The sequence below is a fragment of the Pseudovibrio flavus genome (assembly GCF_009711345.1).
Classification (GTDB): domain Bacteria; phylum Pseudomonadota; class Alphaproteobacteria; order Rhizobiales; family Stappiaceae; genus Pseudovibrio; species Pseudovibrio flavus.
In genome coordinates this window covers 96,715-120,774 of sequence record NZ_SMMA01000062.1, presented here as the reverse complement: position 1 = coordinate 120,774, position 24,060 = coordinate 96,715, and the positions used below count along the sequence as shown (strand labels likewise).

General features: G+C 51.0%; 27 protein-coding genes and 1 tRNA gene. 11 read left to right on the top strand and 17 right to left on the bottom strand.

All coding sequences use genetic code 11. The features are described 5' to 3' along the window. From rsfS to rplU, 13 genes are all read right to left on the bottom strand, one after another. A complete protein-coding gene (rsfS, locus tag E1162_RS10975; protein WP_155130963.1) occupies window positions 1–402 on the bottom strand; it encodes a ribosome silencing factor in 402 nt (133 codons plus the stop codon). Window positions 403–555: 153 nt separating this feature from the next. Continuing rightward, window positions 556–1,206 (bottom strand): nicotinate-nucleotide adenylyltransferase, encoded by a 651-nt coding sequence (locus tag E1162_RS10970; RefSeq protein ID WP_155130637.1) that lies wholly within the window; start codon window positions 1,204–1,206, stop codon window positions 556–558. Further along, entirely contained in the window at window positions 1,203–2,498 is a 1,296-nt protein-coding gene (locus E1162_RS10965; protein WP_155130635.1) for a glutamate-5-semialdehyde dehydrogenase, read from the bottom strand. The genes E1162_RS10970 and E1162_RS10965 overlap by 4 nt, the downstream gene beginning before the upstream one ends. Before the next feature lie 59 nt (window positions 2,499–2,557). Next, window positions 2,558–3,682 (bottom strand): glutamate 5-kinase, encoded by a 1,125-nt coding sequence (gene proB, locus E1162_RS10960; RefSeq protein WP_155130633.1) that lies wholly within the window; start codon window positions 3,680–3,682, stop codon window positions 2,558–2,560. 2 nt (window positions 3,683–3,684) lie between these two features. Then, complete coding sequence (gene obgE / locus E1162_RS10955; RefSeq protein ID WP_155130631.1) at window positions 3,685–4,731, bottom strand: GTPase ObgE; 1,047 nt, start codon at window positions 4,729–4,731, stop codon at window positions 3,685–3,687. Between the two features lie 155 nt (window positions 4,732–4,886). Continuing rightward, the gene (locus E1162_RS10950) at window positions 4,887–5,450 is read right to left on the bottom strand and encodes a GNAT family N-acetyltransferase (protein ID WP_155130629.1); all 564 of its coding nucleotides are present in this window, start codon (window positions 5,448–5,450) and stop codon (window positions 4,887–4,889) included. Window positions 5,451–5,498: 48 nt separating this feature from the next. Then, on the bottom strand, window positions 5,499–6,056 hold the full coding sequence (locus E1162_RS10945) for a GNAT family N-acetyltransferase (protein WP_155130627.1): 558 nt from the start codon (window positions 6,054–6,056) through the stop codon (window positions 5,499–5,501). Next, complete coding sequence (locus tag E1162_RS10940; protein ID WP_155130625.1) at window positions 6,053–6,622, bottom strand: GNAT family N-acetyltransferase; 570 nt, start codon at window positions 6,620–6,622, stop codon at window positions 6,053–6,055. Before E1162_RS10940 ends, E1162_RS10945 begins: the two co-directional genes overlap by 4 nt. Continuing rightward, window positions 6,619–7,176 carry a GNAT family N-acetyltransferase gene (locus E1162_RS10935; RefSeq protein WP_257098912.1) on the bottom strand — a complete coding sequence of 186 codons (558 nt, stop codon included), beginning with the start codon at window positions 7,174–7,176 and terminating at the stop codon, window positions 6,619–6,621. The genes E1162_RS10940 and E1162_RS10935 overlap by 4 nt, the downstream gene beginning before the upstream one ends. Then, window positions 7,173–7,730: a GNAT family N-acetyltransferase gene (locus E1162_RS10930; RefSeq protein ID WP_155130621.1), complete on the bottom strand. Its 558-nt coding sequence runs from the start codon at window positions 7,728–7,730 to the stop codon at window positions 7,173–7,175. Before E1162_RS10930 ends, E1162_RS10935 begins: the two co-directional genes overlap by 4 nt. A gap of 80 nt (window positions 7,731–7,810) precedes the next feature. Then, window positions 7,811–8,419 carry a GNAT family N-acetyltransferase gene (locus E1162_RS10925; protein ID WP_155130619.1) on the bottom strand — a complete coding sequence of 203 codons (609 nt, stop codon included), beginning with the start codon at window positions 8,417–8,419 and terminating at the stop codon, window positions 7,811–7,813. A gap of 153 nt (window positions 8,420–8,572) precedes the next feature. Beyond that, a complete protein-coding gene (gene rpmA, locus E1162_RS10920) occupies window positions 8,573–8,842 on the bottom strand; it encodes a 50S ribosomal protein L27 (RefSeq protein ID WP_155130617.1) in 270 nt (89 codons plus the stop codon). A gap of 47 nt (window positions 8,843–8,889) precedes the next feature. Further along, on the bottom strand, window positions 8,890–9,453 hold the full coding sequence (rplU, locus tag E1162_RS10915) for a 50S ribosomal protein L21 (protein ID WP_155130615.1): 564 nt from the start codon (window positions 9,451–9,453) through the stop codon (window positions 8,890–8,892). Between the two features lie 540 nt (window positions 9,454–9,993). Between rplU and E1162_RS10910 the strand changes: the two genes are divergently transcribed. Continuing rightward, window positions 9,994–10,083 (top strand) — tRNA-Ser (locus E1162_RS10910). A 343-nt stretch (window positions 10,084–10,426) separates the two neighbouring features. Here the strand turns inward: E1162_RS10910 and E1162_RS10905 are convergent. Next, window positions 10,427–11,176, bottom strand: coding sequence for a FadR/GntR family transcriptional regulator (locus tag E1162_RS10905; protein ID WP_155130614.1), 750 nt, complete (start codon window positions 11,174–11,176; stop codon window positions 10,427–10,429). Between the two features lie 328 nt (window positions 11,177–11,504). On the opposite strand from E1162_RS10905, the gene E1162_RS10900 reads away from it, so the two are divergent. The 5 genes from E1162_RS10900 to E1162_RS10880 all read left to right on the top strand — a co-directional run bounded on the left by E1162_RS10900 (window position 11,505) and on the right by E1162_RS10880 (window position 15,727). Then, the gene (locus E1162_RS10900) at window positions 11,505–12,320 is read left to right on the top strand and encodes an aspartate/glutamate racemase family protein (protein ID WP_155130612.1); all 816 of its coding nucleotides are present in this window, start codon (window positions 11,505–11,507) and stop codon (window positions 12,318–12,320) included. A 14-nt stretch (window positions 12,321–12,334) separates the two neighbouring features. Next, complete coding sequence (locus tag E1162_RS10895) at window positions 12,335–12,706, top strand: RidA family protein (RefSeq protein ID WP_155130610.1); 372 nt, start codon at window positions 12,335–12,337, stop codon at window positions 12,704–12,706. Between the two features lie 82 nt (window positions 12,707–12,788). Next, window positions 12,789–13,790 (top strand): TRAP transporter substrate-binding protein DctP, encoded by a 1,002-nt coding sequence (dctP, locus tag E1162_RS10890; RefSeq protein WP_155130608.1) that lies wholly within the window; start codon window positions 12,789–12,791, stop codon window positions 13,788–13,790. 67 nt (window positions 13,791–13,857) lie between these two features. After that, window positions 13,858–14,409: a TRAP transporter small permease gene (locus tag E1162_RS10885; protein WP_155130606.1), complete on the top strand. Its 552-nt coding sequence runs from the start codon at window positions 13,858–13,860 to the stop codon at window positions 14,407–14,409. A 31-nt stretch (window positions 14,410–14,440) separates the two neighbouring features. Continuing rightward, window positions 14,441–15,727, top strand: coding sequence for a TRAP transporter large permease (locus E1162_RS10880; protein ID WP_155130604.1), 1,287 nt, complete (start codon window positions 14,441–14,443; stop codon window positions 15,725–15,727). A 115-nt stretch (window positions 15,728–15,842) separates the two neighbouring features. Here E1162_RS10880 and E1162_RS10875 read toward each other — a convergent pair whose 3' ends face one another. Further along, the gene (locus E1162_RS10875) at window positions 15,843–16,913 is read right to left on the bottom strand and encodes a LysR family transcriptional regulator (protein WP_155130602.1); all 1,071 of its coding nucleotides are present in this window, start codon (window positions 16,911–16,913) and stop codon (window positions 15,843–15,845) included. Between the two features lie 1,115 nt (window positions 16,914–18,028). Between E1162_RS10875 and E1162_RS10870 the strand changes: the two genes are divergently transcribed. The 5 genes from E1162_RS10870 (at window position 18,029) to E1162_RS10850 (ending at window position 22,225) form a co-directional block, all read left to right on the top strand. Next, window positions 18,029–18,682 (top strand): CoA transferase subunit A, encoded by a 654-nt coding sequence (locus E1162_RS10870; RefSeq protein ID WP_155130600.1) that lies wholly within the window; start codon window positions 18,029–18,031, stop codon window positions 18,680–18,682. 11 nt (window positions 18,683–18,693) lie between these two features. Beyond that, entirely contained in the window at window positions 18,694–19,350 is a 657-nt protein-coding gene (locus E1162_RS10865; protein WP_155130598.1) for a 3-oxoacid CoA-transferase subunit B, read from the top strand. 10 nt (window positions 19,351–19,360) lie between these two features. Further along, window positions 19,361–20,527: a thiolase domain-containing protein gene (locus tag E1162_RS10860; protein WP_155130596.1), complete on the top strand. Its 1,167-nt coding sequence runs from the start codon at window positions 19,361–19,363 to the stop codon at window positions 20,525–20,527. Between the two features lie 3 nt (window positions 20,528–20,530). After that, window positions 20,531–20,749, top strand: a complete 219-nt coding sequence (locus E1162_RS10855; RefSeq protein ID WP_155130594.1) for a PhlB family protein — start codon at window positions 20,531–20,533, stop codon at window positions 20,747–20,749. A gap of 63 nt (window positions 20,750–20,812) precedes the next feature. Beyond that, window positions 20,813–22,225, top strand: a complete 1,413-nt coding sequence (locus E1162_RS10850; RefSeq protein WP_155130592.1) for a TIGR00366 family protein — start codon at window positions 20,813–20,815, stop codon at window positions 22,223–22,225. Between the two features lie 246 nt (window positions 22,226–22,471). Here E1162_RS10850 and E1162_RS10845 read toward each other — a convergent pair whose 3' ends face one another. Both E1162_RS10845 and E1162_RS10840 read right to left on the bottom strand, forming a co-directional pair. Further along, a complete protein-coding gene (locus E1162_RS10845; RefSeq protein ID WP_155130590.1) occupies window positions 22,472–23,035 on the bottom strand; it encodes a 3-hydroxyanthranilate 3,4-dioxygenase in 564 nt (187 codons plus the stop codon). A 137-nt stretch (window positions 23,036–23,172) separates the two neighbouring features. Continuing rightward, entirely contained in the window at window positions 23,173–24,057 is an 885-nt protein-coding gene (locus E1162_RS10840) for an EamA family transporter (RefSeq protein WP_155130588.1), read from the bottom strand. Window positions 24,058–24,060 lie beyond the last annotated feature (3 nt).

Genomic DNA, 24,060 nt, shown 5'->3' with positions numbered 1-24,060 from the left:
TTAGCCGTGCAGATGAGGAGAGGTGTTCTCCGCAGACCACATTTTTTCGACGTTATAGAAGGCGCGTACTTCTGGACGGAATACGTGGATGATCGCATCGCCGATATCAATCAGTACCCAGTCGCAATGTGGCAGACCCTCTACGCGAGCGTTACCGTATCCTGCGATTTTGAGTGCACGGAGTAGGTGATCGGCAATCGCACCAACATGGCGCTGGGAGCGGCCTGTTGCCACTACCATGCAATCTGCCAATGCAGATTTGCCTTGAAGGTCGAGCGATACAATTTCCTCAGCCTTGGAATCTTCAAGGTTGTTGAGGATGAGTTCAAGCACGGAAGACTCTTCCAGAGCCTCAGGCTTATGAAGAGCAGCTTTTTCCGGCCCTTCGTGATTGACTGTCATGGTCAGCTGTATAGCCTTTCGCCATGGTTTGCGTTGAAGGTGGCATGGCCACCATGAAAGCGCCTTGGTTTCCATGAAGTGCGCTTCCTCTTTAGGATCACACTTCATAGCGTTTATTTCAAGGCACATATGAATCGCCTCGGCGGAAAGTTCCTAAGCGTTACCTCTGAGCGACGTTGAAGACGTCGCATCAAGAGGACCGTGTAGAAACACCCAAGCCGGGGCTACCGCGTATTTGATCTGCGGTGCATCGCATTCCCGCCAGCGGGCGCTGCGATACGTAATGCTCATGGGAGCGGAAAGAGGCGACAGCGTTGCCTTTGGTCTATTGACCACGGCAACCGGTACACTTTCCAAAATTGCTCTCCAATCTTGCCAGTGATGAAAACTGGCGAGATTGTCGGCTCCCATAACCCAAACAAAATTCAAGCGCGGCCGCATTTGCTTTAGCCGTGCGATTGTGTGGGCCGAGTACGGACTTCCAAGAGCAGCCTCAAATGCCCGTACCTTCATTTTCGGGTGGGATGCCAGCGCCTTTGTGTTGGCAACCCTTACCTTAACATCTGCAAGCTTGCGATTATCCTTGAGCGGGTTACCCGGTGAAACCATCCACCAAACCTGATCAAGTCCTAACCGCTTGAGAGCCGTTTCCGCGACCATGTAGTGCCCCTGATGGGGCGGGTTGAAAGAGCCGCCAAACAAACCAATCGTATTTCCGTCTTCTGCATGTGGGATTTTGAAATCCTCACAATTGCGGTCGGCGGTATAGCTGACTGGGTTTGGTGGTCTCACCACTCTGCTCATGGACGGGTTTGGCCCTCGCCGCGAACGACATACTTGAAGCTGGTCAGTTGCTCAACCCCTACCGGACCACGTGCGTGCATACGTCCGGTCGCGATGCCAATTTCGGCACCCATACCAAATTCGCCGCCATCTGCAAACTGGGTAGAGGCGTTGCATAGCACAATTGCTGAATCCACCTCTGCAAAGAACTTCTCAACAGCCTTACGGTCTTCGGAAATGATGCAGTCGGTATGGTGAGAGCTATACTTGCCGATATGCTCGATAGCCTCTTCAAGGTCAGCAACAATTTTAACCGAGAGAATGGCGTCCAGATATTCTGTCGTCCAATCTTCTTCGGAAACTGGTTTTACGTTGGAGCAAAGGGCTGCAACTTCATCATCGCCGCGGATCTCGCAACCCTTCGCCTGAAGAGCATCGATAATCGGGCGCAGATGGGTTGCCGCAACAGCTTCATGCACCAACAAAGTCTCCAGCGAGCCGCAAATACCGGTGCGGCGCAGCTTGGAGTTAAAAACAATATCAACGGCCTTGTGCAGGTCTGCCTTCTTGTCAACGAAGATATGAACCAGACCTTCAAGGTGTGCGAACACCGGAACGCGTGCTTCGTCCTGCACACGGGCAACAAGGCTCTTGCCGCCGCGTGGAACGATAACATCAAGGTTGCCGCCTAGGCCGCGCAGCATTTCTCCGACAGCTTCACGATCTTTAACCGGTACCAGCTGAATCGCATCGGCTGGTAAGCCAGCTGCCACCAAGCCTTTTTGAAGAGCACGGTGAATAGCCAGATTAGAATGCAGCGTATCGGAACCGCCGCGCAGAATAACCGGGTTGCCTGCTTTCAGGCACAGCGCACCTGCGTCTGCAGTAACGTTCGGGCGGCTTTCGTAAATCACGCCGATCACGCCCAAAGGCGTGCGCACGCGAGAGATGTCCAGCCCGTTCGGACGCTGCCAACGGTCAATCACATGACCGACAGGGTCTGCCAGCTTTGAGATATCTTCCAGCGCAACTGCAATGGAATCGATCCGTCCCTCATCAAGGGTGCCGCGATCCAGATAGGCTGCTGTTTGGCCGTTGTCCCGCATCGCCTGAATATCCAGAGCGTTCGCTTCCAGAATTTCAGGAGTCGCTGCGCGAATAGCGGCAGCCATTTCCAAAAGTGCTTTGTCCTTTTGCGGGCCCGGGGCAATCGCCAACAAATGTGCAGCAGCACGGGCTTTTTTGCCCATGGCGTTCATCATTTCAGCAATTGTATCGGTCGCTGCCGCAGCAGCAGTGCCTGCATTCAACATAACAAGACCCTTTGGTTTAAGCGGAGCGGGACAATGCCACACCCTATCAAAAATGCAAGTTATTGTTCGTCTTCAACCGCCCCGATGACGAGATCGTCACGGTGAACCATTTCGCTACGGCCGGAGTAGCCGAGGATTGCTTCAATTTCGCGGCTGTTACGGCCAATTATAAGCGCAGCTTCAGTATAGTCATAGGCAATAAGGCCGCGACCAATATCAACACCGTGTGCATCGATAATGCGAACGGCGTCACCACGGCTGAAGTCGCCTTCAACACGGCGGATACCGGCAGGCAACAAACTGCTTCCACCACGAAGCGCGGTGCAGGCGCCTTCATCGAGAAACAGGCTGCCCTTTGGCTTCAAAGCACCACTAATCCATGCCTTGCGTGAGGAAGAAGGCGTGGAATGAGCAGGGAACCATGTTGCGCGTGCACCCTTGTCGATACCTGACAGCGGGTTCATGGTCTTACCACTGGTGATGACCATGGTTGTACCAGCGCTCTGGGCAATCTTGGCTGCGTCGATCTTGGTCTTCATACCGCCGGAAGAATAGGCAGTACCGGCAGAGCCAGCCATCGCTTCAATCTTCGGCGTAACCATAGCAACTTCTGGCAGGAAGACCGCGTTCGGGTCTTTCTGGGGGGCAGCCGTGTAAAGGCCATCAACGTCGGAAAGTAGCACGAGACAGTCGGAGCTTGCCATGGTTGCAACGCGTGCGCCGAGGCGGTCGTTGTCGCCGTAGCGAATTTCCGAAGTTGCCACACTATCGTTTTCGTTGATGATCGGAACAGCGCCCATCTTCAGCAACGTACCAATGGTGGCGCGTGCGTTGAGATAACGGCGGCGCTCTTCAGTATCGCCAAGTGTTAGTAGAATCTGGCCCGCAGTGATGCCACGCTCCGCCAGAATTTCCGTGTAAGCCTGCGCAAGGGCAATCTGGCCAACAGAAGCAGCTGCCTGTGCTTGCTCAAGCTTGAGCTGACCGGTTGGCCAACCCAGCACACCGCGACCAAGCGCGATGGAACCGGACGATACAACAATCACCTCTTTGCCCGCGTCGGACAAAGCTTTGATATCGTCAGCCAACGCCTCAAGCCAAGCACGGCGCAGAGCGCCGTTCTCGACAAGCAGGGCGGAGCCGATTTTGACGGTAATCCGCCGGAAATCAGTGAGCTTACGCATGTTTATGGGCGCCACTCTTCAGCGTTGTTATCTGTGGCCGCATTTGCCTCGGCAGCTTTTTCGCGCTCGATAGCATCAAGGATCATGCGCTGGGTTGTGTCGATGTTCTCGCCACTAGCAGAGGAAATAACCAGAGGGGTCTGGCCGCAAGCAGCCTTCAGAGACGCAATTTTTTCTTCGCGCAGCTCATCAGACAGAGCGTCAGACTTGGTCAAGCAGACGATCTCAGGCTTTTCATCAAGGCCGTTGCCGTAGGCTTCCAGCTCACCGCGAATAACGTTGTACATCTCGCCCGGATCTTCATGGGAAGAACCGTCTACAAGATGCAGAAGTACGCGGGTACGCTCAACGTGACCGAGGAAGCGGTCACCAAGGCCAGTGCCTTCATGCGCGCCTTCGATAAGACCCGGAATGTCTGCCAGCACAAAGCCGCGACCATCGATTTCACAAACACCGAGGTTCGGGTGCAAAGTCGTGAACGGATAGTCCGCAATCTTCGGACGCGCGGAAGAAACAGCAGACAGGAATGTGGATTTACCAGCGTTAGGCATGCCAACAAGGCCAGCATCCGCAATCAGCTTAAGGCGCAGCCAGATCCACTTTTCCTGAGATTCCTGACCCGGATTTGCATGTCGAGGAGCCTGATTGGTGGAAGACTTGAAGTGAGCGTTACCAAAACCACCGTTGCCGCCGCGCAGTAGCATAACGCGCTGGCCTACTTCGGTGAGGTCCGCAATTACGGTCTCGTTGTCTTCTTCCAGAATCTCGGTTCCCACAGGAACACGCAGAACCTTGTCATCACCGCGAGCACCAGTACGGTTACGGCCCATGCCGTGCATACCGATCTTCGCTTTGAAGTGCTGCGCATAGCGGTAGTCGATGAGGGTATTCAGACCGTTGACGCATTCAACCCATACGTCACCGCCCTTGCCGCCATCACCACCGTCAGGGCCACCTTCGGAAATGTACTTTTCGCGACGAAAACTTACGCAGCCCGCACCGCCGGCTCCGGCTTGGATAAAGATCTTGGCTTGATCGAGGAACTTCATTGTATTGTCTCTTTAAGATCGCAGTAAAACGTCTTTGTTGATCCTCGTTAAACGCTTTGGCGGAGCAGCACCGCGTTGAAAAGGATAAGGCCAAAGACCTCACGTTTTCACTTTATGGGCATTCGCCCGAAACTCTTGTGAACGCCTTTAAAAGGCTAGGCGGGCAAACTGTCAAGTATTTCTGCCAAATACCTGCTTCTTGGTAGCTCGAACTTGATGTTTGGAACAAGCTGGTTGCCCCGCGCCGCACTTGAAAGCTCGTTGCGGCCGACTTCAAGAAAGCCTAGTTTCTTGAGCACATTTTGAGAACCCGGATTTTCAACAAACGCGCCGCAGCGCAGAACTGGAAAATCATAGTGGGCGAACAGATACTCCCGTACAGCTCTGCCAGCTTCACTCACATAACCTTTGCCCCAGTATGGTTTGCCGAGCCAATAGCCAAAGGTGGTGCCGCTTTGTAGCTCAAAACTACCGATGCAGCCGATAATGCCTGAACCGTCATCAATGGCCCAGTTGATATTGTCACTTCCGTCAGAGTTTGTGGTCAGATCAATCCAGAACTGGGCATCTTCCCGTGTGTATGGGTAGGGGACAGGAACCAGCATCTTGGTGATGTCAAAATCGTTCAGGTATTCGCAAATCCGGTCAAGATCGTCCTGCCGAAAGGCTCGTAGGGTAAGCCTTTCGGTTTTGAGAACCGGAAAGTCTCTCATCGTCATTTTATGCTTCTTGTTGTTCTTACTGGCGCTTCTATGGCGCTCTTGTAATTAGGCAGGCGTTGGTATCGCCTGCAAAAATCGTTCTTTCGTTAGCTCATAGCAGATATGGGAAACAGCTTCATCACCGCGCGCAACGCTGCGAACGGTATCGCGTGCCACCTCTTCAAAGCCGAGCTTACGCAGTATGTGGTTGGATGTGCCGTTCTCTTCGAACGCACCAGCACGGAAAATCGGCTCATCGCGCGTTTCGAAGAAGTACCGCATAACGGCAAATGCTGCTTCGCTGACGAAGCCTTTACCCCAATGTGGCTTGCCAAGCCAGTAACCAAGACTTGTTTCTTCTTTTAGTTTACTCCCGCTGATAACGCCAATTAGACCGCTGCCATCATCCAGAACCCAGCATACAATATCTTCAAGATCGGCTGTTTTGTTGAAGTCGATCCAGCTTTGGGCGTCCTTGGCAGAGTAGGGGTGCGGCACAACCATGAGCATCTTGGCAATATCATAGTCTGCCAGATATTCGCAAAGGCGCAGCAGGTCACCGTCGTTAAACGGGCGAAGCGTTAGGCGCTCGGTCTTTAGTATTGGAAACTCGTGACGGGTCATAACCGCACCTCCTCTTGCCCTTCGGCGTTTTGCATGATGTACAGGTAGCGTTCTCGGCTCAGTTCAAACACTCTGACCGGAAATATTCGGCCACCTCGAGCAGCACATGGATCCTCTGATTGACCGAGGAGTTCATACCCGAACTTGCTGAGTAAACCGGCTGAGGCAGCGTTCTCTAAAAAGACGGTGGAGCGCACCTTTGGGGTGCTCAGCGTGACAAACAGGTGATGTAACACGGCGGCAAGCGCTTCACTCATGTAACCCTTGCCCCAATACGGCTTGCCCAGCCAGTAGCCAACATAATGACCGTCCTCGAAAGGCCGCGCGTTTATGCCGCCAACAAGGCCGGTACCATCATCAATCGTAAAGGCCAGAATGCCCTGAGCCGCGATTTTGTCCTGCTTGCTCAGTATCTCTCTCGCATGTTCCGGCGGATACGGATGAGGCACACGGGCAAGCTTGCTCGATACCTCGAAGTCTCCAAGATATTGGACCATTCGTTCACAGTCAGCAACTTGCATCCGTCGAAGCGTCAGGCGCTTGGTTTCAAGTGCTAGAGTGTTCATAACGCTGCCTCTCTTTCGAGGCTACGCAGGAAACTCTCTCGGTCCAGCTGAAGCCGCCAATCTTTATAAACCTCCGGGCCTCTAGCACGACTATCGCCTTCGCCATAGCCAATGAACTTAGCGCCAAAATATTCCAAGGTGCGCTTGGATTGTGGGTTGTCGGTGAATACATCGGCTATGAAGACTGCGTCTGGATGCTCTCTGAACATATGAGAGAACGCTGCAGTCAGAGCCTCGCGCATGAAGCCGTATCCCCAATGTGACTCGGCAAGCCAATAACCCAGCGTTGGAGTGTCCCGAGCAGTCGTGTAACCGCAAGAGCCGATAAGCTCACCGTTTAACGTTATTGCCCATGCAGCCGCGTTGGTATGTCCGTATGACATCATCCGGCGAAGTAGTTCATCTGCATCCGCGAGCGTAAAAGGCGAGGGGATAGTGCTCAACATCCGCGAAATATTCGGATTGTCGAGCAGGGCTACAAGCGGCGCTTTGTCGTCTGTCTGCCACTCTCGCAGAACGAGCCTCTTTGTGCGCAAAATCGGAAATCCGCTCATAACGCTGCCTCCACGAAGTCCTCGCGCGAGAGCTTTAACACATAGTTCTCGACCTCGGCGTGGAGGCTGTTGCTGAAACGAACGCATTCGCCTGTTTCTTTGAAGCCGAGTTTTTTGAGCAACTTCTGTGATCGGCTGTTTTCTTTTAGAACGCGTGCCGCGATTGCAGGCATATCGTAAGTTTGAAACGACCAATCAATCAGCGCAGACATCGCTTCGTAGCCGTAGCCATTACCGTGATAATCACGCCCAAGCCAGTAACCGAGCGTTGGGAGTTCGGGGTAATATTCGCTCTCGTCCGGCGCTGAAACTTTGCAGCCGCCGATCGGGTGACCATCCAGTAATATGGAGAAGGCAGCGCCCTCCGTGTAAACGTCTTTTCGCGGGCCGGCGAGCAGGTGGTCGCTTAGCTCTTTGCGGACAGGCGGCCATGATGAGCCGGTCAACCAACGGACGACTTCAAAGTCGGTTGAGCCAAGTGTCCAGAAGGCTTTCTCATCCAGAGGGAGCGTTGGGTGTAAATTTAATCTCTGGGTTGTAATTACAGGTGTCATGCTACACCTCTTCAATTGGCAATAATAAAAGAGAAGAAACGGTGCGCCCGAGAATTAGGCGCACCTTTATACTGTGCGGATTAAGCGGCAGAGCCCCAGCGCTTAAGCGCTGTCCAAGTGGTCTTTTTCAAGCTGAAGCGGTCTACTGCCACTTTGCCGCCTGCGCCGCGAGAATGCATCATGGACTGATTGCGCAGCTGGAAGCCGGATTTTTCCAGCACGCGTTTGGATGCCGGATTGTTTACGCGGCATGCTGCACTCAGTTCATGGAAAACTGTTGTGTTAAAGATGAAGTCAGCCACTGCATGTACGGCCTCGGTTCCAAACCCGTTCCCCCAGAACGGTTCACCGATCCAATAACCTACATGCATTACGCCGTCGTCTTCCTGCATCGGGCCATAGCCGATACAACCGATGATACGGCCAGTATTCTTCATGCGGATAGCGAACAGCCTGCTCTGCATGGAATTCTGCGCACTACGTTTCACGAGCGCTTTCGCGTCTTCCAGTGTAAACGGATGTGGCATGGCAGTCAGCATTTCGGCTACGCGCTTATTATTGGCCAAAAACATGATATCGGCCAAGTCATCGGTACGCACTCGGTCAATAACCAGATGCGCTGTGTCCTGCGGCAACCCGTCCGCGCTGTAACTGCTTTCTTCAGGAACCTCTTCGTACTCTACAACCATTTCTGGTTTCCTCCGGCTTGCCCTTTGCTGCGGGCATGAAAAAAGGGAAGATGGCGTCCCATCTCCCCTTTTCCTGATCTTTCGATCTTGTGCCGGATTTCCTAATCCTGCCGGGTCGATGAGACGCCGACATTTTGGAAATTCACGTCGGCTTTACTCTGCTGCTTCCGCAAGTGGCATCACATTAATAAATGTGCGGCCGCCGCGTTTCTGTGTGAAGGTCACTTTGCCTTCCACAGTTGCAAAGATAGTGTGGTCTTTACCCATACCTACGTTGACACCTGGGTGCCATGTAGTGCCGCGCTGACGCGCGATGATGTTGCCCGGTACGACGCGCTCGCCACCGAACTTCTTAACACCAAGACGACGACCAGCTGAGTCGCGACCGTTGCGGGATGAACCGCCAGCTTTTTTATGAGCCATAACGAAGTACTCCTCGTTTAATCTCTAAGGTCAGAAACCGGGGTGAATTACTTCACCAGTTCCTTAGCCTGTTCAACCCAGTTATCACGTTCAAAACGGCCTTTGATGCCAGCTTCGTCTTCAACGCGTGCGATGTCTTCAGCGGTCAGAGCTGCGATCTGAGCGTAAGTGGAGATGCCAGCAGCAACCAACTTTTTCTCGATAGCAGGGCCAAGGCCGTTCAGTTTTTTCAGGTCGTCAGCGCCTTCTACAGCAGCTTCTGCTTTAGGAGCAGCAGCTTTAGCAGCAGGTTTTGCACCGCCGGTCAGGATGTCGGTGATCTTGACGGTGGTGAAAGACTGACGGTGACCGTTGCGGCGACGGCTGTTCTGACGACGACGCTTTTTGAAGATGATGATCTTGCGGTCACGGCCCTGTTCTACAACTTCAGCAGCTACAGAAGCGCCTTCAACGATTGGAGCGCCGATGGTGGTCTCGGTTTCGGAACCAACGATCAGAACTTCGTCGAATACGACGGTTTCGCCTGCTTCAGCAGAAACTTTTTCGATCTTCAGAAGATCGTTTGCGGCAACGCGGTACTGCTTGCCACCAGTCTTAATGACTGCGAACATGAGTTCAGTCCTTTATATTCAAACGCGCCCTTCGGCGCCGCGATAACGCGGGCTTTGGTGACCTAGCCTTCTTAAGTGAAGTCCCACCTTCAGTTCCCGTCGGAACGAAGCGCGGTGTCGGTGGCCTCGGACAGCGCAAAAAGGCGGACTTTACGCCCGCCAAACAAAGTTAGGCCGGAATATAAGGATTGGCTTGCACAAGTCAACGTGAATCTGGGAGAAAATCTGAGAAAAACAAAGGTGGTTCCGTTGTGAAAGAAAGTCTTTATCTCCAGTAGGTTGGGCTGGTTTTATAGCTGGCATTTGTGTGCTTCTGACAAAAGTGTGAGAGGATTTCTTTTGCCGGTAACGGGATATTTGAAAGGAAATAGCGCCCTGAATGCGATTTGTAGCGCATTGTTCTAAGAGATTCTTTCAAAAGCTTGTGTGGGACCTGTGAGTTTTGCAATTGTGAGGTAAATCGCAGGCTTGTTAATGGCAGCGCTGTTGTATATGTTCCGCGCGTTCCCGCCCGCCATGGGCCTCATAATCGGAACATGCGGAGAGTTGCCGGAGTGGTTGAACGGGGCGGTCTCGAAAACCGTTGAGCGCGCAAGCGTTCCGAGGGTTCGAATCCCTCACTCTCCGCCATTTCGAAGTTTATGTTTTTGAAATTGTATATTTATTTGGTGTAACCATTTAATCACCCATCATCCTACCCATCAAACTGAAAAAAGATGTAACGCGAGTTTTTATTCGAGTGTGTGGAGGTCAGACCTTTCTAACATCATCGAAAAAGCGCATTCTTCTGCTCCCTTTACGCTTTTCTAGAGTGTTGAAGAGCGATGGCTCTTAGTTAGTGGCGATCGATGGGATAGCCACGTGAGGTCATGGCGTCCAATAGATAAGCTACCAAAAATGGACGCAGACCTTGAATTTCAGATGCCGTTAATAGTCCTACTTTGTCTTTGAGGTTGGGAAGAGACATTGTCGGTTAGCTGGACTTCTTAAAGTCCACCGCATCTTTAGTGTGCTCAATATCTGAATGGAAAATAGCTATGTGCTCACACATGGCTTTGCGCGCCGCTTCGGCGTCACGAGCATGTAGCGCCTTTAGAATCGTCTTGTGCTCCTTGAGCACTTTCTTATGCGAGAGCTTAGGCAACATGAGGTGGAGTTGGTGATTTAGGTTAGTACCAACTAGCAGATATGGCTTCATCCAGTTATAGCAGGCCACTCCGAAGGCATTTTTGGAAGCCTTGATGATCGAATAATGAAAATCCATTTCATATCGTAAGGCCTCATCATGATCCTTTTCACCATCGATCGCGCCATAATATGCTGCCTCGATTGCTTCCATGTCCTTTTCATCCCAGCGCAAAGCCGCAAGCGCAGCCAGCTCACCTTCAAAAAGCATCCTGATCTCGTTGATGAGCAAGACGTCGGCAAGCCCATGCATTTCGAATTGAGTGTCGGTGCAAGGTTGAAATATGTACTCCCGAGGGGAGGGTTCAGGTTTGTCCTTGGGTTTCGTCACAAAGCTTCCTGAGCCTCGGATGGTCTCAATATAACCGTGTGAGCGAAGCTGGGTGATTGCCCCTCGAATGACAAATCGCGAAACAGAATACGTCTGAGCTAATTCGGCCTCTGTCGGGAGTTTGCTTCCGACGCTTATTTCTCCGCTAGCAATCTGGTGAAGCAGCGACGCATAGACTTCATTCGTAAGCTTGGATTCTCGAGCCATACAGGATCCATAGGTAGTTGGCGTAAGTAAAAAAATCTACTTTTTCTATCAGTTTTAAGCAGTCCGCTGATTACCATCGTTTTTTGAATATACATATTGAAAAAATTGTACGGCAAAAAAAATGGAGAATAGCAGGACAAATATTTTTACTTGAGCGTACAAGTCGTTGAAATGTGATGTGGTGAATTACGTAAAATTTTATTTGTCCTTTTTGTTGGTTGAGCGGTGTGTTTCTTAAAAGGGAAACCGGACAACAAATCCTTCCCTGCATTGAAAAATACAAGGAAAGGCACTCAAACACAGCGTTTGGGCGGAATTGTTGTCAGATATGCCAATTCAAGTTGTTCGTGAGGACAAGGTGACCAACAAAATAATCCGGAACTACGGCTACGTTGATCGTCATTCCGCTAATCGTCGCTTTCATATTACAAAAGGGCAGCTTATCGCAGGCTACACTGTTGGGATAATGCATTTGGACGTTCATTATCCGCTTGTGCCGGGGAATGTTGTGAATGCCACTACCTTCGATTTTCCGGTGCGCTACCAGCTTATTCCAGGTGCTGACGGAGAAAGAGTCCACACTGGTGATCGTTCTCTGCTTCCTGCGCTCATTGAGACGGCCAGAAAGCTGGAAATGGAAGGCGTTCGGGCAATTTGTGGGGCTTGCGGCTATCTCGGACATTTTCAGCAGGAAGTTGCAAACGAGATCGATATTCCTGTTTATCTTTCCAGTCTCGTTCAAGGTACTTGGATTGAAGCGGGCCTGAAGAGAAGCCAGAAGATTGGCGTTCTTTGCGCCGATCATGATGCAGATCTTACGGCGTCCTTGCTGACCCCTTGTGGTATTGACAATCATGATCGGTATATCATCCGATCTGCTGGCGATCTGCCTGAGTTCAACGGCATTGCCACAAGTAAAGGCCATTTCAACCATCAATTGGTTGAGGAGGAGATCGTCGGTCTAGCTCGCCAGATGGTAGAGGAAGATCCGGATATCGGTGCGATTTTGCTCGAGTGCAGTGACATGCCTCCATACTCCGCAGCAATTCAAGCGGAGCTCAATATCCCTGTTTTTGATTTCAATACACTCATCCGCTTTGTGCATTCGGTTGTTGCGCAAAAGCCGTACTACGGCTTCATGTAAATATAAGGAATACAATGACAAGAGAAGTAAAAGGCATCATTCCAGGCCTACCAATTGCCACTACTGTTCGTGAAGGCGACACCGTCTACCTTTGTGGGCATTTAGCCTATGACGACAACGATGCTGTTGTGGGTACTGACATCGTTACGCAGTGCGAACAAACCATGAAGAATCTCGTTGCCACGCTTGAAGAGTGTGGGAGTGATATCTCCTTGGTCAATGCCGTCACGATCCATCTTGTGAACCGGTCTGACTTTGCTGGAATGAACGCCGTTTATGGCAAGTACTTCGGAGAATTTCCTCCAGTTAGAACAACAGTGATCGCAGGTCTGATCGATGAGCGTTGCCTTATCGAGATCACCGCGATTGCCAGCATCAAGAAATAATAGAAACCGCACGCAATGGCGCCCTGTCTTTGTCTTCTCCAGGAAGGCGGGGCGCACACTTCATAATATGGGAGATTATGTAATGCGTAAATTCGGGAAACTGGGAGCGCTCGCGCTAACTAGCGTATTTCTGGCTATTTCAGCAAATTCTGCAAGTGCGGCGAATCTTCGCCTCAAGCTGGCAGGTACGGTTCCTGCCGCTCACTTTGGCAATGCCATTATTGAAGAAATGGCAAACGAAATTCAGGATGCAGGGGTTGGGCTTAAAGTAAAGTACTTCCCCGCAGGCCAGTTGGGTACAAGTGAAGAACTTGCGGAGGACTCTGTTCGCGGCAACGTGGATCTGGTTCATGGCTTCATTTATGCCCATACAGACCCGCGTCTCGAAATCATGAACCTACCTTACCTGGTTAGTGGCTTTGACGAGATGCGGGCGCTCTATACTGACATGAGCTCTCCGCTGAACAGTGTACTTAACGACACTCTCGACGATGCTGGGCTCGTGCATCTCTCACTCATCGGTGAAGGCCTCCAAGGTGCAGTGACAACCTCAATGCCTGAAAATCCAACAGACCTTGGCAAGAAGGACTTGAATATCCGAGTGTTTAGTTCGCAGATTGCGAAAGACACGATGGAGAGCCTTGGATATCAGACTACGACACTGAGCTGGGGTGAAGTGTTCCCGTCAATGCAGTCCGGTACGATTGACGGTGCTATCTGCTGTACGCCGGAATGGGCTTACACTGGATTTGCGGTAAGCGATGTTGGTCAATACTTCATTCCGTACGAAGTGTTTATTGAAACCACTATGATCTACTCCAACCAGAAAACCTGGAAGAAGATGAACGACGAACAGCGAACCGTTGTTCGTAAAGCCGCTGAGAACGCAGCTATTAAGTACATTGATCAGGCTTGGGCACGCAATCAGGACTTCGTAACCAAACTGAAGGAAAAAGGCTGGGAGATTGTAGAGTTTGATGATGAAGAACGTCGTGTGATCGTCAAACACGTTCGCGATACGGTCTGGCCTCAAGTCGAAAAGACTATTGGCGCTGAGACCATGAAACAAATGCTCGGCAAATAAACTTCACTGAATTGAAATAATAAATGGCAGGTGGGTTCCACCTGCCAATTTAAATAGCGGTGCAATAATGAAAGATTTGGCGCAGCATTTGCCGGGTAGGTTCGGGCGTTTTGTTCAGAGCATGATTAGAGCCAAGTCGGCTTTCATTGTTGCTTCTGCCTTGATCATGGCCTTCACATTCTTTTTTGTGGTTATTTTCCGGTACATTTTTAAAACGGACCTTTTTGCCTATGAGGAATGGCTCCTGCCAATCTGCTTTTGGATGTTTTTTATGGGGGCTGCGGTTGGTTCGTATGAAGACAGTCATATCAATGCGGACCTCTTTGACAACATCCTTTCCAATCCCAAAGCACTATGGATCCGAAAGGTCATCATTGTTGGCCTTGAGCTGATCATCACCTGTTTCTTGGTGTATTGGGCGCTTCTTATGATTGGAGATGAGATCGCCGCTTATCCTAATTGGAAATCTACGATCGCTCTAAAGATCCCATTTGTTGTTCCACGCCTCGGAATACTCCTAGGATTCGCGTTGATGGGCTTTTACAGCGCACTCCACCTTTATGTGTTGCTTAAGGTTGGTCCACGTCTAACAGATCCGACAGTGATAGATAGTAAATAAAAACAACAGCATAGATCCTCGGACAAAAGTAATGATTATTTCTTTCGCAGTTCTTCTGATATGCGTGCTGTTGGTGGCTGGCATATCGGTTCCGTTAGCGTTTGCTGGCGTTCTGGTCCTTATCTCGTTCATGGCTGACCATGACGTATCCGGATTTCTTCCATCCGGTCATTGGAAAATGAACTCCGTCATCTTGCTTGCAATTCCTCTGTTCATTCTGGCAGGTGCCATTATGGAGCGAGGCAAAATCGCAAAGCCAATCGTTGAGATTGCTGAGTTGGTTTTCGGTCGTGTTCGCGGGGGGTTGAGCGCGGCTGCCGTAATTGCGAGTGCAATGTTTGGCGCAATCTCTGGTAGCGGCGCTGCCACTCTGACCTGCATAGCGCCGATAATGATGCCACATCTCCAAAAGTGTAAGTATCCAAGGCATTTTTGTGCGGCGCTTATGATCAGTGCAAGTCCTCTAGGTCTTCTCATCCCACCAAGTGCGGCGCAGTTAATCTATGCTTGGGTTACCCAGCAGTCGGTATTGAAATGCTTCCTCGCCACAGTCGTTCCAGGCCTCATCTTAACCAGCCTGTTGGTGATTGTGAATTTTGTGCAGCTGCGCAAATACAAAGATATTGAGCTGACTGGTTCATCAGAAAACTTCACTCTTGAGCTGACCAAAAAAACCAAGAGCGCGATTCCAGCTCTAATTATGCCGATTATCATCTTGGGTGGTATCTACGGCGGTATCATGACTCCAACCGAGGCTGCGGGTCTTGCAGTGGTTTATGCCATTCCGATTGGATTCTTCGTATATAAGGGGCTCGATCTTCGCATCTTTTTCGAGACCGTACGTGACGCAGCTGTAACCATTGGTGTTGTTATGGTTATGGTGTTCATGGTGCTGATCGTAAGTCGCTTCCTGATTTTTGAAGATATTCCGGGAATGGCTGAGGAGCTGATTTTCTCGATTTCTGAGAATCCGATCATCGTTCTTTTGATGATCAATCTCGTGATGATCCTGATCGGTATGTTGATGGATGACATCTCTGGCATCATCCTCTGTTCCTCTCTTCTCCTACCAATCGCTCAAAGTGCTGGAATGGACCCAATTCACTTTGCAGCTGTATTGGGTGTGAACCTGGGTATGGGTAATATTACTCCGCCAACGGCTCCTCTTCTGTATCTAGGCTCACGAGTTACACAGGTGCCGGTACGCCAATTGATATGGCCTACACTGATCATGATTATCTTTGCTTGGATGCCTACATTGGTTTTGACAACGTTCGTTCCACAGATTGCTCTTTGGTTGCCGAACTACTTTTTCTAGTACTTTGTAGATTTGAGGGAAAGGGCTGCAAATTGCAGCCCTTTTTTTTCGTTTAACTAAACGCAGGAATTGGAGCTCGTAACCACGCTCTGAATATCCTCAGCCAAAGTACGACCTAACTCGCCAACAGGCACGGGTGAGAGAATGATTGCTCGTCTTTGTTCTGAGTTGCCCAATCCAGACTTCCATCGCTTGGCAGACCAAGGTTCTGGACAAGGCTAGCAATGTCATCATCGGACTTAGCATTGCGTGCGATTTTCAAGAAGAAATTCTTGAAAAGCTCGGTAGCTATGTCGAGATTTCCGAGAGGCTGGTGATAGAGGTTTAGGTGCCAGTGAAGGGTCTCAATATCTTCGAATAAGCGAGTGAGTTTGCCTTGTTCCAGACTTTCAGAAACGATGAACTCCGGTAAATATGCGACACCCAACCCTAGGCAGGCTGCCTGATGCAGCAAATGGCTGTCATTGATATCCGCAGTGTTGTTTGAGCGAATAAGAACTTCATTGCCATTTATCTTGTAGGCCCATTTCCTGTTCTTGGTGATTGAACTACCGTAAAGACAATGGTGTTTGGATAGGTCGTAAGGGGTCTCTGGTTTCCCGTGCTTCTCGATGTATGCTGGCGAGGCGACGGTGATAAACTGCTCGGTAAGAATACTTTTTTTGACAAGCGGTAAGTTGTTCTCAAGGTATGCGTTGTAGCTGCAAATTGCTCCGATCAGGATATCGTATTTTTCATAGTCGCGAAGTCCAAATGGATTGACGTCGATCTGAAAATTGATCCTTTTATAAATATTTGAAAAAGCGGTAATTATCGGGATTAAATGGCCGCGTGCGTACACTGGGGCACAGCAAATCCTGATGAGGCCAGTGGGCTCTTTAGTGAAACTCTCGATGTCCTGATTGAGGCGATCCACAATCTCGGAGACATCCTTGGATTTTTTAAAAAGGTACTCTCCGCTTCTGGTGAGTTGGATCTGAGGCCCGTTTCTTTTGACAAGCTGAAGTCCGAGTTCTTTCTCGAATTCACAGAGCTTTCTTGATCCTGTCGCAATCGAGATATCGCAGGCTTCAGCTGCTGCGGAAATGGACCCAGACCGGCAGACCTGAATGAAGAAGAGAAGTTTTTCGATCTGCTTGCTTGAAATTGCAGGTTGATGACGTGCAGACAGTTCTGAATTTTCCAAGAGTACCCCCACGCTCGATCTGTAATCCGAGCAACCTCTCAAGAGACACAGAATAGAGCTCCCAATAAAGCCTCCACTCCGTCAGTCATTGATTTTGGAAAGCTTATAGAGGACTGAAATATCTACAATTCGTGTTTAAATGTACTTGCCCGATCATCGCTGCATTTGTGCGTTGCACTACCTATTATCCTAGGGGTAAACGAGGGTTTCTGCCAGTATTTCCGGCGAATCTACGAAGTTTCACAGGGTATTTTGCAATTTTGCAAAATCCACTTTTCGTCTGTGATATTTTACAATCGGACAAAACTTGCAATGATCCTTGCAGCAGATATGAGAGCGAAAAGGAGAAGCGAGTTAGATACTGCTGATCGACTATGGTTTTGGACTGCGGGTTTCCTATCCAAATGGGGTGCACAGACCCGGTTTCGGCATTTGAGCAGTTTGCCGAATAGTGCTTGGGTTATGCCTGCGAGGAGCTAGCCGAAGCATTGGTTGAAATTGAAAACCCTGCGCCGAACCGTAGGAACTGATCCAGCAGATCACGAATTGTTTTTGTGCCTGATAAGGCGAAAGGTCCGACCAGTGGTCAGTCTGTAGATAGCACTTCATCGAAGGTGGCGATGGCAGTTGGCTCCGATCACTTGGCAACGGCATTCCCAAAAGCATAGCTGTCGCTGGCCCTTGGGTACTCCTGACAATTGAAAAGGCAATGAACGCCCAATGCGAGTTGGGTGAATGAGACTGTTCGTCCCGAGCGCAGGTCTCGTTGTCTTCCTTTGGTTGCACCGACCTTCCAAAGGCATTGCTTTGTACCCGTCAGGAATGGTTGGCGCATGCCCTGCTGTGCTGCTGGCTTTAACAATTCGCGACCGGTCATCTAGCCCGTGTTTCTTACGTTTTCATATCTGCGCAGATCATCTGATGAGCGGAGATAGCCGAGCGAAAACAACAAACTACCGATCTGAATTTTACTCGCAATGCCATGCTTTGGGGGGTGAACGTGCCAATAAGCGTAATGAGTACGCACGGGCGCTCTCCTTGAACTTTCAGCTGTTGGTGCACTGCGCAACAAGCACCAACGGCCAATCAAGAAACATAAATTACGGGAGTGAACTGTGGTTCAAATTTTGAATCTGGAAGAGGCAGTACGCCACATTAAGGACGGCGATATCGTTCTGGGTGGTGGCTTTTACGCCAACGGTACGCCTGAGCGGATCATTGATGAAATGATCAAGCAAGGCCAGAAAGACCTCACCATTGTAAACAACGATGGTAACACCACAGAAAAGGGAATGGGTCGTCTGGTTGCTGCCGGACTGGTCAAAAAGTGCATCTTCTCTTGGTGTGGTCGTATGACCTGCCTGCCGCAGATGGTTGACGAAGGCAAGATCGAGCTGGAACTGTGCCCGCAGGGCAGCCTTGCAGAGCGTATTCGCGCAGGCGGTTTTGGTCTCGGCGGCATTCTTACACCGGTTGGCCTTGGAACCATGGTGGAAGCCAAGTGGGGCGAACGCACCCACCTGAACGGTCAGGACTGGCTGTATCAGAGCCCGATCCGCGGCAACGTTGCAATCATCGAAGCAGACCGTGCCGACGAAGAAGGCAACCTCGTCTTCAATCTCACCCAGCGCAACTTCAACCAGATCATGTGCTACGCAGCAGACGTTGTTCTCGTACAGGTGAACAACCCAATCGAGCCTGCTGGCAGCATTCATCCGCAGGAAGTCCACGTTCCGGGCATCCTTGTCGACGTTATGGTTCAGGCTTGAGAGGGGCTGCCATGAATAGCAAAGAATTTATCGCCGCTCGCGTAGCAAAAGAATTCAAAGACGGGGACACCGTAAACCTTGGCGCAGGTCTTCCAAACCTTGCAGTTAAGTACCTGACACCGGGCACAAAAATCTACCTTCAGGCAGAAAACGGTATCGTTGGCTTTGGTCCTCATGACCCTGAGCAGCCAATCAACCCGTTCTGTACTGATGCAGGCGAAAACCCGATCACCATCAACAAAGGCGGCGCGATCGTAGACAGCGTGACCTCTTTCGGTCTGATCCGTGGTGGCCACCTGAAGCTTTCCGTTCTTGGCGCAATGCAGGTGGACGAAGAAGGCAGCATTGCAAACTGGCTTGTTCCTGGCGGCAAAATGGCTGGCATGGGCGGCGCGATGGATCTGGTTTGCGGTGCCAAGAAGGTTATCGCCACTATGGAGCACAACGCGAAAGACGGCAGTGCCAAGATCCTCAAGAAGTGCACCTACCCACTCACAGGTGAGCGCGTACTCAGCGCTATCGTGACCGAACTGGGCTTCTTTGAAGTAACCCCGGAAGGCCTCGTGCTGAGAGAAATCTCCCCGAATGTCACCGTTGATGAAATCCGCGCTCGTACCGAAGCGTCCTTCACCGTCGATGAAAACCTCAAAGAAATGACCGTCAACTAAGGGCGCCAAAATGAAAAAGATTTCTATCCTTGGCATTGGCGAAACCAAAATGGGTCGCCTTGCTGATCGTTCCCTCCGGGATCTGATCAAGGAAGCTGGTACCAAAGCTATTGAAGACGCCGGTATTGAAAAAGAACGCATCCAAGCGGTTTATATGGGCAACTTCAACAGCCAGTTCCTGACCGGTCAGGGCCATATGGGTCCTATGGTTAGTGAGGCCCTTGGCCTTGGCAATGTTCCAACCGTACGTACCGAAGGTGCTTGTGCATCTGGCAGTCTTGCACTGCGCATGGCGATTATGGCTGTGTCTGCGGGCGAGTACGATGTCGTTCTGGTTGGCGGCGCTGAAAAGATGACCCATCAGCCTACTGAGACCGTTACAACCGGTATCGCATCGGCGATGGACTTTGAATTGGAAGCAATGCAGGGTTTCACTTTCCCGGCATGCTTTGCAATGATCGCAAACCGGTACTTCTATGAGTACCGCAATGTGAAAAAAGAGATGGGCATGGTTGCATACAACGCGCACCAGAACGCTCTTCTCAACCCGGATGCACAGATGCAGAAAGACTTCTCCTTGGAGAAAATCCTTTCAGCAGATCCAATTGCATCCCCGCTTTCGCTGTTTGACTGCTCTTTGGTCACCGACGGTGCTGCATTCATCGTCATTGCAAATGCTGACGTTGCCGACAGCATTGCTACCAAACACCGCCGCGTTGATATCATCGCGTCCGGTCATGCAGGTGACTCTCTCACTCTTGCATCGAAAGCAAGCATCACTTCGTTCGGTGCTGCAAAAGCTGCAGCAGCTCAGGCCTATGCTCAGGCTGGCTTGAAACCTGCTGATATCGACCTCGCAGAAGTCCATGACTGCTTCACCATTACCCAGATCATCAACACCGAAGACCTTGGTTTCTTTGAACCGGGTAAGGGCGGTGATGCAGTAGCAGAAGGTCTGACAGCCCTGCACGGTGCAAAGCCAATCAACACTAGTGGTGGTTTGAAAGCCAAAGGCCATCCGATTGGCGGCACAGGCATCAGCCAGATCTTTGAACTTGTCACACAGCTTCGTGGTGACGCGGGAGAGCGTCAGATCCGCAAAGCCGACATCGGCCTCGCACACAACCTTGGTGGCACGGCTGCAACCTGTGTGATCACCATCCTGAAAGGTCGTTAAGCTATGAGCAAGTACACACTCTACACCTACTCGGTTGTTTACTCATCCACCGAGGACTTCAAGGACAAGACACCTTACCTGACCGCCATTCTGGAAGACGAGAACGGTGACCGCTTTGCTTCGTTGGTGGAAGGCTACGAAGACGGCTGTGACGTTTGTGTTGGGCAAGAAATCAAGCGCATTGGTGAAGATGCGAACGGCAAAGTGATCTACTCCCTTTAAATAGGAGAGCTCCCCCGGGGGGATTTAACGGGGGAGCTTCCTTTAGCTATCAAGGAAACATCTATGAACGGGAAAAGTGCGGACCTGAAGAAACGGTCCTTTATGGATGCCTATATTGATTGGTTTATCCGTTGGGTGCCGGATTCCTTCTTTTTCTGTATGGCGCTGACCATCATTGTTGCCATTCTCGCAGTTGCTTTCACAGACATGCCGTTGTGGAGCCCGAGTGAACAAGTAAACCTTGTAAACTCTTGGACCGGTAAGTTCTGGAACCTGCTCGCCTTTACAATGCAGATGACTGTTCTGCTTGTGGCCGGTACTGCTGTTGCAGCATCTCCACCAGCAAAACGCCTTCTGTCCTGGATCGCTAGCCAGCCTAAAACGCCTCTTGGCGTCATTATGGTTGGTGGTATCGGTGCAGCAGTACTTGGTTACCTTCACTGGGGTATCGGTATGATGGGTGGCATCATGCTGGGCCGTGAACTTTTTGCTCAAGCCAAGCTGCGCGGCATTAAAGTTCACAAGCCAATTCTGGTAACCGTTATCTTCCTGCAGTTTATGCCAGGTTCCGAAGGTATCTCTGGTGCAGCAGCTCTGTTTGCGGCATCTCCTGGTTACCTGCAGAGCATGGTTACAGGCGAGTACAAGGACCTTGTTCCTGAGTTTATTTCGCTTGCAGATACCGTTGCATCTCCAGCCTTCATTTTGACCCTTGCTGCTGGTGTAGCTATCTCCATCGCAGTTTGCTGGTTTATGTCACCAAAGGACCCTTCCAAGATCGAAGAGATCGACGACGAGTTCGTTCGTGAAGTAACCAAGGTCGAAAGCGAAGACAGCATTGACCGCAGTACACCTGCTGCCCGCATGAACAATAGCCATCTCATGATGTATATTGTTGGCGGTACCGGTCTTGCGTGGAGCCTTTACAACCTCTGGCTTGCAGGTCTTACCGGCCTTTCGCTGAACAACTACAACTTCCTCATTCTGTGCCTTGGCATGGTGCTTTGCGGCAACCCTAACCTGTTCTGCAAAAACATCCGTCTTGGTCTGAATGGCACTTGGGGCTTTGTTCTGCAGTTCCCGTTCTATGCGGGTATCTTCGGCATGATTTCCGACAGTGGTCTGGGCCACATCATCGCGAACTGGTTCATCTCCATTTCCAACGGTGACACCTTCCCGCTGATCGCGTTCATCTACTCCGGTCTGCTGAACATTGCTGTTCCATCGGGTGGTTCCAAGTTCGTTATCGAAGCGCCGTACATCATTCCGGCTGCTATCGAAACCGGTGCTCAGCTGAAAACCATCATCTGCGCATACCAGCTCGGCGACGGTCTGACCAACATGATCATTCCATTCTTCGCGCTGCCATACCTTGCGAACTTCAACCTCGACTTCAACCGTATCGTTCCTTACACCCTCGTTGCGGTTCTGCTCGTGTTTATCGTGAATATGCTCAGCTTGTGGATGTTCCTATAGCGGCTTGTTTACGGTCCTCAGTGAAAAGGGAGGCTTTCATAGCCTCCCTTTTTGCCGTTCTAACTTGGGTTAACTAAAGGCTTTCATAGGCACTCTTCATAGCGACCAAGGGGTCTTTGCGCGGAATAAACGCGTAAAAATCATCTCTCGCCTATGGAGCTACTTCGATCTCAGACGAACAAAAGAAAAAGGCCTGCCAGTGAGACACTGACAGACCTGATTTAGATCAGTCAAAACTGTTTAGAGTTACAGCTTTACCCAGCCCTCAGGCGGCTTGCCTTTACCCGGGTGAACTGTGCCGCAGCTTGGGCAGGTGCGCGCATCCATATCCGCATCAAATGCCTCGTAGATTTTAGGCAGGGCAGAGACGATGCCTTCAGCTCCATCAAGAGCGACCTCAGCGCGGTGAACAAGACCTTCGCAGTTAAAGCAGAACCACTCGAAGCCTTCTTTCATGCCTGGCTGGCGCGGCGCCTCAACAACAATTCCAACGGAACCTTCCTGCGGGCGCTGCGGGGCATGGCGAACATGGGGAGGAAGCATAAACACTTCGCCCTCGCGAACTGGCACGTCGTAGACTTTGCCGCCATCTGCGATCTTCAACATCATGTCGCCCTTGATCTGGAAGAACCATTCTTCGACAGGGTCATCATGAAAGTCCATGCGGGTGTTCGGGCCGCCAACAACCATCACAATCATATCGCCTTCTTTGTGAAGCAGCTGGTTGCCAACTGGCGGCTTCAGTTTGTCGGCGTTGTCTTCCACCCACTTGTGAAAGTTGAATGGCTTGAGTGTTGGGTGTTGGCTCATGAAATCCTCCCTCCGCAGCAATTCCCTAAGAGAACAGAGCGACTATAAATTGCAGTGCGAACTGTATGCTATCGTTTTGCATCAGAACATCGGTTTCGCAGAATTCAGATATCCAAAATGCGGATACCTAAAGCATCTCAAACAAACACAATAAAGGTGCCAAGCGTTGCCAATGCGCTGGCAACGGCAAAGCGTATCGGTCTCAACGTTTCCGTTTTGAAGACAAAGGCAACCAACATGGCAGAGAAAAACACCTCCAGCGCGCCGAGCACCGCAACGGTTGGCACGGACGCAGACTGAAGCGCGAAGAATTGTAAGGTCTGGCCAAAGCTCAACGAGAGCGCGGTGATGTACTGCCACCGCCCTCTATCAAGCAGCAACCGTCCGATGGCAGCTTTGGGCGCAGCGGATAAAGCGGCCGCAATAGCGAACCATAAAACTCCGACTACAGCACCGATCAGCGTGCCGAGTGCAGGGTCTGGAATATCCTGAAGACCAAGGCTGCGAAAGCTGTAGGCAGAGGCGTAAAATAGGGCCGAAGCAATACCAAGCATATCGCCATAAGCGCAGGATTTTTGCGAGCACCCGCGCGGTGCACCCATATAGGCTAGCACACCAATCAGGATAACGCCGCCGCCAATGATGGCCTGCGGTGCGGGCAACTCATCCAGCAAAATGATGGCACAAGGAACCGCGAAGACCGGTATCAAACGGCGGAAAAGGCTTGCCTTCAACGCGCCAATTCTCTCCGTAGCACGGTACATGGCAGAGCGGCCAAGCACACTGGCGCAAAGACCTGCAATTACGAAGAAGGCCAAACCACCAGTGTTTTCTGCGGTGAAAAGGGAGGGTATCGAAACGTTGCCCCACCCAAGCCAGAGAACGAGAGTGAGAAGGGCGGTCATGACCACGGAGAGAAAGACGCCGTTGTCACCTTTCGCTGTGCTTTTGCCTTTGGCAATGCTGACGCCCGCAAGCCCGTAGAAAAATGCCGAGAGCAAGGCGAGGGCTTCACCAGACATTTC